At 34.1% G+C, this 15916-nt stretch carries 10 protein-coding genes; 6 read left to right on the top strand and 4 right to left on the bottom strand.

The features are described from left to right. Window positions 1–21: 21 nt before the first annotated feature. The 3 genes from EGI22_RS19325 to EGI22_RS19315 all read right to left on the bottom strand — a co-directional run bounded on the left by EGI22_RS19325 (window position 22) and on the right by EGI22_RS19315 (window position 7033). A complete protein-coding gene (locus EGI22_RS19325; protein ID WP_255070092.1) occupies window positions 22–1749 on the bottom strand; it encodes a RagB/SusD family nutrient uptake outer membrane protein in 1728 nt (575 codons plus the stop codon). A gap of 51 nt (window positions 1750–1800) precedes the next feature. Continuing rightward, on the bottom strand, window positions 1801–4995 hold the full coding sequence (locus EGI22_RS19320; protein WP_255070165.1) for a TonB-dependent receptor: 3195 nt from the start codon (window positions 4993–4995) through the stop codon (window positions 1801–1803). 373 nt (window positions 4996–5368) lie between these two features. Beyond that, on the bottom strand, window positions 5369–7033 hold the full coding sequence (locus tag EGI22_RS19315) for a lamin tail domain-containing protein (RefSeq protein ID WP_255070091.1): 1665 nt from the start codon (window positions 7031–7033) through the stop codon (window positions 5369–5371). Between the two features lie 321 nt (window positions 7034–7354). On the opposite strand from EGI22_RS19315, the gene EGI22_RS19310 reads away from it, so the two are divergent. After that, the gene (locus EGI22_RS19310; protein ID WP_255070090.1) at window positions 7355–9484 is read left to right on the top strand and encodes a gliding motility-associated C-terminal domain-containing protein; all 2130 of its coding nucleotides are present in this window, start codon (window positions 7355–7357) and stop codon (window positions 9482–9484) included. 23 nt (window positions 9485–9507) lie between these two features. Here EGI22_RS19310 and EGI22_RS19305 read toward each other — a convergent pair whose 3' ends face one another. Next, entirely contained in the window at window positions 9508–10965 is a 1458-nt protein-coding gene (locus EGI22_RS19305) for a magnesium chelatase (protein ID WP_255070089.1), read from the bottom strand. A 120-nt stretch (window positions 10966–11085) separates the two neighbouring features. Between EGI22_RS19305 and EGI22_RS19300 the strand changes: the two genes are divergently transcribed. From EGI22_RS19300 to EGI22_RS19280, 5 genes are all read left to right on the top strand, one after another. Then, window positions 11086–11535, top strand: coding sequence for a methylglyoxal synthase (locus tag EGI22_RS19300; RefSeq protein ID WP_255070088.1), 450 nt, complete (start codon window positions 11086–11088; stop codon window positions 11533–11535). 48 nt (window positions 11536–11583) lie between these two features. After that, a complete protein-coding gene (locus tag EGI22_RS19295; protein ID WP_255070087.1) occupies window positions 11584–12744 on the top strand; it encodes a DUF4271 domain-containing protein in 1161 nt (386 codons plus the stop codon). Window positions 12745–12811: 67 nt separating this feature from the next. Then, window positions 12812–13588, top strand: coding sequence for a uroporphyrinogen-III synthase (locus EGI22_RS19290; protein ID WP_255070086.1), 777 nt, complete (start codon window positions 12812–12814; stop codon window positions 13586–13588). A gap of 80 nt (window positions 13589–13668) precedes the next feature. Then, window positions 13669–14619 carry a type IX secretion system membrane protein PorP/SprF gene (locus EGI22_RS19285; protein ID WP_255070085.1) on the top strand — a complete coding sequence of 317 codons (951 nt, stop codon included), beginning with the start codon at window positions 13669–13671 and terminating at the stop codon, window positions 14617–14619. Window positions 14620–14827: 208 nt separating this feature from the next. Beyond that, a complete protein-coding gene (locus EGI22_RS19280) occupies window positions 14828–15916 on the top strand; it encodes an SUMF1/EgtB/PvdO family nonheme iron enzyme (RefSeq protein WP_255070084.1) in 1089 nt (362 codons plus the stop codon).

Here is a 15916-nt window from a genome sequence, read left to right as displayed (position 1 = left end):
ATGCTTTTAAAAACCTAAATATTAATACCCAGGATTTTGCTTAAGTACATCAGCACCAACTAAGTCAATTTGACCTTGAGGCAATGGCAACAATGCATGCTTAGCTTGATAAGTAGAACCGCCTAATGTGTTAGGCAAGAACTGACTTTCATATTTAAGATAGTTGTTAATATCTGTAACATCACTTCCCCATCTTACTAAGTCAAAGAAACGGTGGCCTTCCATTGCTAATTCTAACTTACGCTCAAAACGAACAGCAGCTCTAGCAACAGTTTTATCAGTCCAAGGCGACTCGTAATTTTTGATTTTGTAGTTGGCAGCAGGAGCTCCGTCGTTCATAACAACAGTCTTAGCAGCACGTGTACGAATCATGTTTACATATTCACGAGCTTTCTCAAGACTTCCAACTTCAACTTCACATTCAGCTGCCATTAAAAGGATATCAGCAAAACGCATAACTGTTACATTTAAAGCAGTGTATCCAGGAGTCCAAGAAGAGTTATCTTGATATTTACCCACATCTGATTTATAGTAAGAGTATTTTTTAGGAGAATACGGTCCACCATTTGCTTGGTTACGAATCCAGTCAAATCCTGGGTGCTTAATCCAATCCAAAAATTGGATACCACGACGACCAATTGTATGGTCCAAACGAGGATCTAGCTCACCAGCATCTAAAGTAAATGCTGCACTTGATTGAATTCCCATATCAGTTTTCAAAGCATTGGCTGGAGTATTATATGAACCATCCAATAACGGAAGACCATCTTTTGTTCTAAATGAATTTCCTAACTCAAAACTAGGTTGGAAGAAACCACAACAGTTACCAGGTCCGTTAGGTCCAGTATTGTATGGCCAGTTCAAATCCAATTCACCATTAGCATTGTTAACACTTCCAGTGTTAGCAGCAGCTTGAACTGCAAAAATTGACTCTGAGTTATTGTCATTCGATGCTTTGTATAAATCTGGGAAGCTTTCTACCAATGCATATTTTTTACCGCCAGTGGTAACACCGTTAGCTATAATTGCATCAAACAAAGTTTTAGCATCAGCATATTTTTTCTGAGCCATATAAACTTTAGCTAAATAAGAAGCTGCAGCCCATTTGTTAGCACGACCCACTTGGCTCTGAGTAGCAGCCAAATTATCATAAGCAAACTTGAAATCAGCTTCAATTTTCGGATATAAATCAGCGTCATTTTTAACCAATTCAATTCCACTACCAACATCAACAGTCTCATCTACATAAGGTGTATTGTTATAGTTTCTCTTTAAAGAGAAGTAGAAGTGAGCTCTTAAAAACTTAGCCTCAGCTTCGATACGTTTTTTATCATCTGCAGTAATATCAGACTGAGCATCCGGCAATAAAGCCAAAACACTATTAGCTCTAGCTACTCCTTCGTATAGTCCACGATAGTTATCATTGATAACACCCTGAGTAGATAAATACTCAAAACGTTGAATAGGATTGATATCAGAGAAGTCACCTGGGTCAGTACCTTTGTTGGCATCTCCTCCACGAATACTACCCCAAACCCAGTTGTTTGGGTGAACCATACGTGTACCGTAACCACTCATTTGACCGTAAGCAGCTATCAAAGCTCCCTCAAGTCCATTTTTTGAGGTCAACTGCGACTTAGCAATAGAGCCAGTCGGAAGCACCTCTAGGAAAGTATCCTTGCACGAATAACCAATCATGGTCAACAGGGATACGCCTAATGTTAATTTTACTAAAATATTTCTTTTCATTTTTAAATGAATTTTTTTGATTAAAATTTATTTATTCTATTTTTTCAAAACTTAGAAACCTAAATTAAGACCAAATGTGTAATTTTTTGTCATTGGAGAGTTACCAACATCGATACCAAAGTTAGTATCAGCATTACCACCAACTTGAGGATCCAAACCTTGATATTTAGTTATTGTAAATATGTTGTTAGTAGAAGCATAGAAGTGAACTTTAGTCAATTTAGCTTTAGCCAACAAATTCTTAGGTAAAGTATAACCCAATGACACGTTTTGGAATCTCAAATAGTTACCACTTTCAACATAGAAAGAGTTAGATTGCGTATTTGTACTGAAGTTTGATGCTGTTTCAAATATTGGCGTTGTAGCACCAGTATTTGATGGGCTCCAAGAATCTTTCACACGCTCAGAGATAGCTGCACCTGAGAAAGAAGGATAGAAGTCTGTATACCATTTAGAGAAGTTGAATATTTTATTACCCATTGAAGTATACAAATAAGAGTTCAAATCAAAGTTCTTATAAGTAAAAGTAAAATTCAAACCACCTGTAAACTTAGGAACTGGACTTCCTAAATAAGTACGGTCTGCAGCATCAATTTTACCATTGCCATCCAAATCTTCGTATCTGAAACGTCCAACACCTTTACCATCTTGAGCAGGGGCTGAATTAACTTCTTCTTGAGTTTGGAATAATCCTTGTACTTTATATCCGTAGAACGAAGACAAACCATAACCCAATTGATTACGAATAGGATTAACACCTCTAAATCCTGGATTCACGTTAGTCAAGTAAGTTTGGCCATCAGCAATATACGTAATTTCGTTTTTCAAGAAACTACCTGTAACTGTCCATTCAAAACCTAAATCGCTATTTATCTTTCCACGACTACTAACCAAGATATCAATTCCTTTGTTTACCATTTTACCAATGTTAACTGAAGGAGCAGATGCTTGGAAACCAGAAGTAGCAGTGATAGGTAATTGATATAATAAATCTTTTGTATCTTTTTGCCATAAGTCAAAAATTACGTCCAATTTACCTCTAAGGAATGATCCATCGATACCAATATTTTTAGAGATTGAAGTCTCCCATTTCGCATTAGGGTTTCCAATACGAGACCTGTAATAACCAGCCGCAATACCTGAGTTTGATCCAGTGATATCATAACCTGAGTTACTTACACTAGTAGCATATAAACTATATTGGTTATTAGGATCTACGTTGTTTGAGTTACCCATAGTACCATAACCTCCACGAATTTTCAAATCTTGTACCCAAGGAAGATCTTTCATGAAAGGCTCAGAAGATAATCTCCAAGCAGCAGATACCGCAGGGAAAATACCATAACGATTGTTAGCACCAAATCTTGAAGAACCGTCACGACGTATCACTCCTGTTATAATATATTTGTCATTTAAAGTATAAATAGCTCTACCGAAGTATGAGTTAAAGTTTACTCCTTTAAACAAACTACTATTAGGTGGGTTTCTTGATCCCAATGTAGTAATTGTAACATAGTTAGGGTCAGTAGAGAAAGGATTCAGACCGTTTGCATTAATATTTCTACCAGCTCCTGTATTCAAAGCCTCTTGACCAGCTAAAATTTCGATATTACTAGTACCAAATGTTTTTTTGTAACTAGCAGTATTAGTAAATGTCCAAGCTAAGCTATATCCGCCAAATTCATTATAACTAAACGCTGAGTTATTCTCAGAGTTTTCATATTGCCATCTTCCATAACCAAAACCATAATTGTTGCCGTAGTTACCACCTAATGAAGTACGTAAAGTCAATCCTGGAATTGGATCAAATTCAGCGTAAACATTACCAGCAGCTAAAACTTGATTGTTACGGTTATTCAATTGTCCTTGTTGGTTAGCTACAGGGTTACGAGGATTGTTAAATCCTTTTGCTGCAGTACCAGCATATCCACCGAACTCGTCATACACAGGTATGATAGAAGGCATACGGAAAGCTTGAAGAATATCATTTTCATCAGCTGCGATACCTTGACCACCATTAGCACCTGTCAAGCCTAATACCTGCAAATAAGTCATTTGCATATTTTGACCAATTCTCAATTTTTTAAGTACATCAAATTCTGAATTAGTTCTTAATGAATAACGCTTTAATGAACTACTCAACAATATACCTTTTTGATCTTGCATACCCATACCTACATAAAAACGACTGTTTTCACCACCACCATTAAAACCAATAGAATGACGTTGAACAGGAGCCATACGTGTAATCTCACCATACCAGTCAGTACCAGCTTTGTTAGCTTTGATTACTTGATAAATAGAACCAGCAGCTGGGTTTACATTATATTTCAATTTTTCAGCAGCTAAATCAACAGAGCCTATAACACCTGGAGTACCACCTACACTGATGTAATCAGGTATAACTGGAGTAGAACCTGAACCAAACTGAGGGTGACCAAAAGCTTCTCCAGAATTTCTTTTCGCGTTCCAAGTCCATGTCGCAAAATCTGTAGGGTTCATCATTGGCTGTCCGTTACCTGGATCTGTAACACCATACATGCCATCATAAGTAACGTTCAATTTCTTTGCACCTTTAGATCCTTTTTTAGTAGTGTAAACGATTACACCATTGGCAGCTCTAGCACCATAAATTGAAGCAGCAGATGCATCTTTCAATACTGTGGTAGACTCAATGTCATCAGGATTTAAAAAATTTGTCGAACTAACTGGCATTCCATCCACAACATACAAAGGCTCATTACCGCCAAATGCTCCAAATCCACGAATACGAATCTGGCTAGAAGTACCCGGTTGGCCGTTAGTAATAACTGTCAAACCAGAAACTCTACCTTGCAATTGCTGCTCAACATTACCTGTAGGTGATACTGTTAAGTCTTTTGATTTTACTGTAGAGATAGCTCCCGTAGACTCTCTTCTTTTGTCGATAGAGTAACCAGTAACAACTAACTCTTCTAATGAAGCTGCATCAGTAACAAGGGCAACATTAATTACACTTTGACTTCCTACAACAATCTCTTGTGCGGCGTAACCTACGAAGCTTACTACTAAGACATCGCTTCCGCCTCTTACGTCAATAGAGAACGTTCCGTTTCCATCTGTAGCCACACCTTTGGTGGTTCCTTTAATGGTAACTGAAGCTCCCGGGAGACCAGAATTGTCACCTGAATCGGTAACTCTTCCGCTTACTTTTCTTCCTTGGGCAAATGCAAACTGTGACGTAAGTGCCACACCAAACATAAGCATCAAGAAAGACCTCAAATAAAGTTTTACTTTCATAGAACTTGATGGTTAAAATGATAAAATAGATTGATTAATTCAAACTTATTGTTTGAATAGTGCAATATTAAGGATTATAAATGAAATGTCAATCAAACAATTAAAAAAAATTGCAATAAATCAATAAAAAATTTAAACGTTAGGGTGTTACAAAATAAAAAAAAAGAAAAAAATGCAGTTTAATAAGCTTAAAATGAATATTTTCTAAAAAAAGTCACAAAATAAAAGGAGATAATCACAATTTACAAAAAGACAAAAAAAGGTTTAAATTCTTTAAATTTAATCGTTTTTTAATGTTGCTACATTATTGTTTTTTTACCAAAATGTTTAATAAAATAAATTAATAATTAGAACCGATTACTGTTTTTATAAGATAAGATTCAGAAGTTTGTTTGGAAAACAACTTTACATTAAAAACATAATAACCAACTGGCAAAATTTCGCCTTGATTATCTTTCCCATCCCAAGAAATTTTACCTTCTGTTCCTAGCACGAGATTATTATGTAAAATTCGAACAGATTTCCCATTTTTATCCAAAACTTCAATGTAAGCAGACGATCCTGATTCATTCAATTTATAATGAATATTTGTAAAATCATCATGGCCAGGTTGATATGGATTGAAAACTATTGGCTCTACGCTGAAAGTATTTTTTAACTGATCGTTCTCTGTTTGTGAATTTACCATTCCCGGAGTTGCAAAACCAGCATCTGCAGAAGCAGAAAACCAAAAATCACTATTATCTTTAAAATTTTTTCTTTCAAGAGAAACCCCATCTGGATTTACAATAGAGCTTTGATGCATTTTTTCAGAATATGTAAATCTATCAAATTCTTTGCTTTCGGAATCATAAAGTATAACCGTCCCTTGATCATTATTAAAAGAGGGCATTTTGGGAATTTCTACCAAATTTCCACTATTGGGGTAGTTTTGAATTAAAAAAGATTTATTCTCTGTAAAAGCAATAAAACCTTTAGGTTGAATTATTAAATCAAAATCTGACAATTCCGATACTTCAACAACTTCTCCTTTTATATCTAATCTTGCTACAGACCATCCTTTTAAATTCAAGGTATTCTCAGACATGTTGTATAGTTCTACAAAATCCTCACCACCCGTTTTAGGATTAAAGAGTATTTCAGATAGTTGGATCTCACCTTCTTTTGCAGGTAACAAATTTCTAAAATCTAAATAAATATCTTCAGATAAATTACCGGAACAATCTTCCACATTTTTGATCAGCAGCTTAATGCTCTCTCCTATTTCAAGTTTGGATTCTATATTTATAGTTACCTTAGAATTGAAGTATTTTTGAAAAACTACATTTTTTATTTTATTATCTCCTTCGACTATTTCAAAACTATTTTGTTCTTGAAGAAAACTCTCTGAAAGATTTTCATCAAAATTCAAAACAATAGTGTTTTCATCAAGGGAAGAATTCAGAAGTGTAGGGCCATTCAAATCAGGCTTCGAACCGTTAACAGTATTCGTAATACCGGGCGAACCACCATTGGTTGACAAACTTGAGGTCCAGTTGGCTTTTCCAACGCAAGGAAAGTTCATATCTATCATTTCTAAAGAATATCCCTGATCAAAACCATCGGCATACCAAGAACTACTATAATTCACGAAAAATACATCTTCCTCATTTGAAGTTTTCAAAACTAAAAGGTTCCCATCGTTAGTTAAAGAAAAATTAGAAAGAGCAATAACTTTACCAAATGGCCTAAAATCTGATTCATAACCTTTACGGCATACAATAGCATAGGAATGTGACTTTAAAATAGAATCAGGAAATGTTGCAGAAAAATTACCATATAAAAATTTAAACCCTTTTAAAGAAATATCTTTTGAAGTAGCGTTGAAAATTTCAATATATTCTCGTTCAGGTAGCCCGTGAGAAGGTGTTGGATCTGCAAAAATTTCCGTTATTATTATTTCATTTGATTGAGCTATACAAACCCATTGAATTGCAAACAAAAAGAAAAATATTTTTAATTTCATAAATATGGATACCATTTAAAATGGATTTTAAGTCTTAATAAAGCCACTAAGAAATTAAAAAAAATTAAAAATCTCAAACATTTCCTCTAAAGATTTTTATTCAATAATCTAGTTTTTAGGAGCTTCGCCCTTATAGCAAAAAACAAGCCAAAATGTAGCCTTTTAATATTTTTTTTCAAAAAAGTGATTTTATAAACTCCTAGTTAGCACACAACTAAGTAAACTACCTAAATCCACATCACAGTTAAATCGGCATGATTTTTGATAAATTTTACATTCAAAGCTATTGAATTGAATATTAAAAGATTAAAGATTACTATTATGCCCCAAATAATAAATAAGGCGATAAAATTTATCGTTTGCTTATTGGTAGTTCATGGAGCCATAGCACAAAACCCGCCTCCTAAACCAAAAATATGTACTACCCCTACTAGCGGATATCTATTTGCTGGAGACATGAGCATTGCTCCGCCTATTTCATGTGTTGGTCTAGGTGGAAGTACATTGACAAATGTCGTAGTAACAAACAAAAGAGATGCAGCAACAGGCATAACAGTTGACAATCCCATTTTCTATTTTGATGTTGATGATAATTTTGATATCAACACATCAACAAAAGGAGTTCCTGGAGTGGGCAATAAAGTAACCCAGCCATTGGACTTGGGTTTTCATTGGATATTGATGAAAGGGGACAAAAATGGCAATAAATACTTAAGTTGTATCTTACAAGAAAATATAAGGACTATTGAACCAACTGTAACGGCATCTGCATGCGGGGGAAACACTGTTACTTTAACCATTCCAGATGCCGCAGAAAACAAACATAATAGGTATACAATTGACTGGGGGGATGGAACCACGGCCATTATCAATACGGCGTCAACTCCTTTACCTTTAGAAAGAAAAAAAACATATCCTGGTACGCCTAATGATATTAAAATTCAAGGTATCTATATCAGAAATGGAAGTCAAGTATGTCCAACAAATTTCAAACTAATTCAGCCAGATGCTGGAAGTTCTACATTGATTCACACGCTTGATGGTGAAAATGGAGGTAAAGAAGCCAAGCTCCAGTTTGTAGGATTTGTTCCTGGTGAAACTTATGACATAATGGTTGCACCTGACAATGGCGTAACAAATACATTTACTAAGCTAGCAGAAGGCCTAAATGGAAATGCCACAATAACTGGCTTAGATCCCAATGCAAAATATTGTTTTAAAATTAAAAGTAAAAACTCATGTGGACTAGATGTATTTTCTGTGAATACGATTTGTAGCGTAAATCTAAAGCCAACTATAAAATCAAGTTCAAGCATTGATCTAAAATGGAATACCCCTACTGAACCCAATGGAATTCCATCTAAACTATCTATTGCAAGAGATGTAAAAGGTTGTACCAGCTGTTTAAACAACATTCCCTTCACCAATCCGACGGCTACGACATATTCAGACAACACGGTCGATTGTGCCAATATCTATTTGTTTAGAGTAGCTTACAAATATCCAGTGATCAGTTTCAATGGAACGGATTGGCCGATTAATATAAGATCAGCTCAAGTGGAAGTAAACATGAAGTCAAACCAAACCGCACCTAAGCCAAATTATTTAGTTCAAGTTGGATTTGATCCGAATGACGAGCAAATGGTGAGAATAAATATTGTAACCGACCCAAATACAAGTCTTCAAAATATTTACAAATTCTATAGAGCAGAAAACGACAGTCAAAATTTCATTCCTTTAGGCGAAAGAAACACCAATGTGTTTGATGACGTTGCTATCTCGGCAGATGTAAAATCATATTGCTATAAATATTTAATTGAAGACAAGTGTGGTGTAACTACTGAACTGTCAGATCCTTTCTGTACAATTTCTTTAAGTTCAAAAAGCCAAGGAATGTTAAACTGGACCCCATACCTAATTCCGCCGGATATTTTCACCAGTTCTTCACCCGTAGACTATTCTTTAGAATATTTTGATGAAGGTTTAAGTTCATTTATACCTCTACAAACTACCGAGAAACTTGAAGAGTCTGTTCAAGAATTATTGAATTCTTCTGGCCAATCGGAAATTAAATTTAGAGTTATGGGAAGGCAATATGTTACAACTGACCTATATACTGACCAATTCATCAATTCATATTCTAATCCATTTATCTTAAAAGTACCACCAGGTATTTATATTCCAACTGCATTTACACCAGATGGACAAGGCCCTGCAGAATCAGAGATTTTTAAAATAAATGGAAAGTTTGTATCCACTGGTAGTTTCAAAATATTTGACAGATGGGGAGGCACAATATTTGAAGCGAATTCATTATCAGAAGCTTGGGATGGAACCCAACAAAATGGACTTACCCCAGCCCCTCCAGGAACCTATGCCTATACAGTATATGCTGTTAGCGACACAGGCGAAGTATTCACAAAAACAGGATCCGTGTTGTTATTAAGATAAAAAAAAGGCCTTTCGGCCTTTTTTTATTCAAAATCATCTTTACTCAACATACTATCTAACAAGTCGTTAAACTTAACACCTTCATCAATATCTTGCTTAGATATTAGTGAATACTCTGCCATACCGTGTAAGACGAATTCCATCAAAAACTCTTGCTCATGCTTGGTTTTATTTGGAAAATATTTTTTAACCAATTGCCCTAATCCATCTACTTTATTAAGGGCATTTCCATATTCTTTATTTGACTCATTAGATAGGAAAGTGAGCGTATTTCCATTACCAAACCATTCAACAATCTTTTTATAATCTTCATTTTTCCTATTTTCAGGATTTGGAAAAAACGCGATAAATTCTGAACGAATTGCTTTTCCTATTAGGTTATGAGCCACAAAAACTGGCCCTTCCAGTTCACCTTCATAAACTAACTCAATTTTCCCATTAATTGCAGAAATAGCTCCATAAATATCAGAAACACGGGCAAATAAAGACTTTTCATTATTTTTCAAGGCTCTCAGCTCCGCCGAACTCATAAGATTTTCATAAGCCGAAATAGTCATCCTTGCAGAAACTCCTGACTTAGCATCTACAAATTCACTATTCCTAGCCTCAATAGCTACCTTTTCTATTAAAGTTTTCAGAATTTCATCTATGAAAATATCTTTTTGGCCAGCCTTTACTTTGGCCTCTTGTTGGGTTATTTTTTTACCTATTTCTATACTTTTAGGATAATGCGTAATTATTTGAGAATCAATCCTATCTTTCAAAGGAGTGACTATACTTCCTCTATTGGTATAATCTTCAGGGTTTGCTGTAAAAACAAATTGAATATCCAAAGGCAGCCAAAGTTTAAAGCCTCGAATCTGTACATCACCTTCTTGTAGAATATTAAATAGGGCAACTTGTATTCTTGCTTGCAAATCCGGTATTTCATTGATAACAAAAATACAACGATTGGACCTAGGAATTAAACCAAAATGAATTACTCTCTCATCCGAATAAGGTAGCTTAAGTGTTGCTGCTTTTATAGGATCAACGTCTCCAATTAAATCAGCAACAGACACATCAGGGGTAGCTAATTTCTCCGAATACCTGGCAGCTCTTGGTAACCAATCTATTGGTGTCGCATCTCCCATTTCCTTGATTAAATCTTTTCCAAACCTAGAGATAGGATTCATTGGGTCATCGTTTAATTCACTACCTTGAACTATAGGAATATTTTCATCCAACAAGTGTGTAAACAACCTTGCTATTCTAGTTTTAGCCTGACCTCTTAATCCAAGAAAATTGATATTATGCATGGAAAGAATCGCTTTCTCAATTTCTGGAATAACAGTATTTTCATACCCCCAAATACCTTCAAAAATATCCTCTTTATTTTTTAGCTTAGAAATCAGATTATCCCTTAGTTCCTGCTTTATACTTTTTGAAATGTATTTGCTTTTTTTTAGATCACCTAAAGTTTTCAATTTCGAAATATCCATGAAAATTATGTTTATTTTTATTAACTGTAAATGTCGATAAAAGGTTTGGCAAAGTCGAAATCAAAAAAAATATAAAGATTTTGAAATTTCAAATTTATCTTTGGCCAAATTATTTATAAAATGAATAGAATTTTAGAAGAAAGAAAAAGAGTGGCCTTGGTTGCTCATGACAACAAGAAAGCAGAGTTGATAGAGTGGACAAAATACAATAAAAATATTTTAAGAAAACACCAATTATTCGCCACTGGAACAACTGGTAGACTTGTAGAAGAAGCTATTGACACACACGTTACTAAACTCTTAAGTGGTCCACTGGGCGGAGATCAACAAATTGGGGCGATGATAGCGGAAGGAAAAATTGACATTTTGATTTTCTTTTGGGACCCTATGGAAGCACAACCACATGATCCTGATATTAAAGCACTATTAAGACTCGGAGTCGTTTGGAATATCCCTATTGCAAGTGATAGATCAACAGCTGACTTCTTGCTCACCTCCAGCCTATTTCATGAAAAATATGAACTACAAATACCTGATTATTCAAAATATGTCAAAAGAAATAATTTTTAATCCAAGAAATCAATCAATTTTGGTAATTTTGCAAAAAAAATCGAGGACTTGAAGCACCTATTTTTAGTATTATTCATATTAGGTATATCCATAACTGTATATGCAGTACCGTCGGGTCCTGACAATCGATACAATATAATCCATGATTTTCAAAAAGATTGGATTGAATACAATCCAAATTTAAAAGTATTTACACCTTTTATTGCCGAAAATGGCAATTCAAAAAAAGCATATTCGCTTCAAATCAATTTCAATGATTACCCTGGAGCCTATCTTTTGATTAAAACCGAAACAGAAGGAAACTACCTTTTCTTTGATAACTCACTAAAGAAAACATTAAAAAAAGACGAGTGGGTAATATTTAAACTATATGATTTGGTAAATGAATTAAAAAAGTCTGAAAACACGCTGAGCATATATGGAAATGGAAATCCAGAAAACAACAAAGTTTTCATTGGTTATCCCACTAACACTTCATCAAAAAAATTAGAAAAATCTTCTTCCTCATACCTAAATTTATTTCCTAGAAATAGCTCTCTTTTCAATAGTGGTCTTGTGATCGTATTTTTAGTGAACATAATAATGTTAAGTTTTATTTCTAATAATTACTCAAAAGCTTTTAGAAAATATTATAGCTTTAAGGACTTAACGGCCTTTATCCCAAAGGAGAATTCCTTTTTGATAAATAAACCAATGGATAGGCCCAATATGATGTTTGTCATTCTTCTAAGTTTAATTACTGGATTTATTATTATACTATCACAAACCAATGGACTTAATTTATTTAAAGAAAATTTCCTTTTCCAGACTGGCAACACCTTTGGAATCACAACAACTAACTTTTTCAAAATAAGCCTTTTAGTATTTATATCTTTCCTTTTAAAATTTTTTTATCTCAACCTAATAGGAAAACTTTTTAATATAGAAAAAGTCATCGACATTCATTTTTTTAAAATAATCCAATCATCATTATATTTTTTCACTGGGGCTTTAATTGTTTTGTTAATTTGTTTCAATTCTTTTATAAATTTGCAAGAAAACTTCAAGACCATTTTCGCAATTTCATTGGTAATATTCTATATTTTAAGGACTACACTAATCTATTTTACTATAATTAGAAGCGGAAACATCAAAACTCTTTACTTAATTTCTTACCTTTGCATCGTGGAAGGATTTCCAATAGTATTAGGTTTAAGGATTTTCCTTTGAAATCAATAAAAACCCAAAATATATTAAATACCCAAAGACTAATTTAAATTTTTTACTGCAGAGTGAGATGACAGATAACAAAAAAGACAGTAGGTTAAAAAAAGTTGACAGTATTTTAATTACGCTTGACAATCCAGGAGAAAAGTCTCTAACTTATAATGACCTTACAGACTTTTACAACCTTAAAGTTGACTTTCGTAATTTTATAGATGTGGTAAAAGTTGACCACAGAGAGTTTAGAAAACAAAAAATAGATATTTTAGCTCATACAGCAATAGTTTTCACCAGTAGACATGCAGTTGATCATTTCTTTAAAATATGCGAAGAAATGAGGGTTGAAATACCAATAGACATGAAGTATTTTTGTATCACTGAGCAAACTGCCAACTATTTACAGAAGTATATAACTATCAGAAAAAGGAAAATTTTCTCGGGAAACAAAACGGCTGCAGACTTAGAGCCTTTTTTCTTGAAGCATAAAAATGAGAAATATTTATTCCCTTGCTCAAATATCAGGAATGATTCTGTTCCGAACATTATGAAAAAAAATGGAATCTCTTTAACAGAAGCAATAATGTACGAAACAGGCCCGGCAGACTTATCAGATTTGACCGAGGTTTTTTATGATATTATATGCTTTTTCAGCCCTTCAGGTGTCAACTCTTTGGTACATAATTTCCCTGAATGGAAGCAAAACAATACACGTTTGGCGGCATTTGGTCCGACTACGGCAAAAGCAATAAAGGATCTAGGCTTTATTTTAGATATCGAGGCACCATTACCAAATGCACCCTCTATGGTAGGAGCATTGGAGTTATATATCAAAAAAGCCAATAATTTGTAATATTTAATGACTGACAAAAAATAAATCCTTGATTTGGATGTTATTGTCAGAGGAAGCATTTATTTTCCTAATATAATTGAATGAAAAAAAAGTTTATATACATATTACTTTTTTTGACATATTGTACAGCTGGAATTGCTCAAAACAATCCTCAGTTTACACAGTATGTTTTCAATCAGTTTTATATCAACCCAGCAGCAGCTGGACAAAGCACCAAGGCTAATATACAAGCCACAATGCGATCTCAATACACCGGCTACCTAGCAGACTTTGATCAAGGTGGAAGCAATTTCACATCGGTTTTTTCGGCAGATATGCCGCTTTCTAAAATCAAGGGAGGAGTTGGAATTTATTTTTCCAATAATCAATTCTCAAAAATCCAATCTAAAAGTGAATTTCAAATTGCTTATTCCTATCACAAAAAAATAAATAGTAATGTGATTGGACTTGGATTAAGTGTAGGCACTAGTAATCTGAAGCTAATGGGCGAAAACTATCGTCCTAGAGATTTAGAAGATCCACTTATACCAAATACAACCATTAATTCGTTTTCCCCGAATATAAATGCTGGGGTCTATTTATTTAATCCGAGTTATCAATTAGGTGTTTCAGTTAAAAATATTTTAGAACCTAGTTATAAAATCAACGATATTTCTGATGTTTTTAAAGATAAAAGATCGGTCTATTTCACTGGAAAATATGATTTAGGAGTTACCTATACTTTAGATATCAGTCCAATGATAATTATTAAGTCGGATTTCCAACAAGTTTCAACTGAATTAGGATTATTAGCTACTTATAACCAACAATATTGGGCAGGCATAAATTATAGATGGCAAGATGCCGCATCTGTGCTTGTAGGAGGAAACTTTTTAAAAAACAATGTAAAAGTTGGTTATAGTATTGATATTGTAAACTTTGGCACAATCGCTAAATCTAACGCCTCTCATGAGATATTTCTAAGATATTCCCTGAATGCATTAAGATTTGGCAAAAAATCTATTATAAAGACTCCCCGTTACAATATATGATTAAACGGCATAGTTTTTGTAGTAAATTATTTTAATTAAACAGCTTTGATTGACAAGATATAAGATTATCATTGGCATGATTTCTGTAAAGATATTTTTTATGTTTAAATCTGTGTTTAGATTTTACCTCGAAACACAATATTGAATAAAAAAAATACGTTTAGGCAGTTATAATTTAAGAAATAAATTAATCATCTTGTTTTCGATTATGAACAAGCAATTTTCAAACATTTTAGTTAAAGCCCTCTTGATAATGGCTCCAGTGGTTTTATTACAAAGCTGTGGTTTTCTCAATAAAACAATGGACAAAGTAGGCTTAGGAAAGAAAAAAGGAGGCGATAGCTCAGATCCATTAGACGGAATCCGTAATGGTGAAATTATAGCTTCTGCCAGAAAAGGATATAAGCAAACTGCACCTAGTGGTATGGTTTTGATTCCGTCAGGATCGTTTACGATGGGTCAAACGGACGAGGACATCATGTCTGCCCGTATCACTTTAAACAAACGAATCACTATTTCTCCATTTTATATGGACGATACTGAAATTGCTAATCATGAATACAGACAATTCGTAAATTCAATTTTGGCCGATTCAATATCTGTTTTAGGAGAAGAGTTTATAATGTCTAAACTTTATCCTGACACCACGGTTTGGAAAAAAGACTTTACCTATCATAATGGTGACCAATTGACAGAAAACTATTACGGAAATCCGGCTTTTGATATGTACCCAGTGGTAGGCGTTAGTTGGGATGCAGCTCAGTTTTTCTGCAAATGGAGAACCCAATTGTATAACAACTACAGAGCTGAAAATGACCAATTTAAATCTCCAAGATTTAGATTACCTTCTGAAGCTGAATGGGAATGGGCAGCTAAAGGTGGAAAAGATGGAGCGAAATATCCTTGGGGAAATCCTTACGTAGCAAACGGAAAAGGATGTTATTTGGCTAATTTCAAACCATATAGAGGTAATTATCAAAAAGATGGATACCAATATACAGCTCCTGTAAATGCATTTAATGTAAACGATTACGGTTTGTATAATATGGCTGGTAACGTGGCGGAATGGACTCAAGATGCTTTTTCTGATTCCTACATGCCAATTACTTGGGACTTAAACCCGTCTTATGACAAAGATGATGAGCCAAGAAAAGTGGTAAAAGGAGGTTCATGGAAAGATGTAGCTTATTTCTTAGAAACTGGAACTACGACTTTTGAGTATCGTTCGTCTACAAGATCATACATTGGTTTCAGATGTGTAATGGACAGATTAGGATCTGTACCAGGAAGAGAATAA

Source organism: Lacihabitans sp. LS3-19 (assembly GCF_024343575.1).
Taxonomy (GTDB): domain Bacteria; phylum Bacteroidota; class Bacteroidia; order Cytophagales; family Spirosomataceae; genus Leadbetterella.
This window is presented reverse-complemented; position numbering and strand designations above follow the sequence as displayed.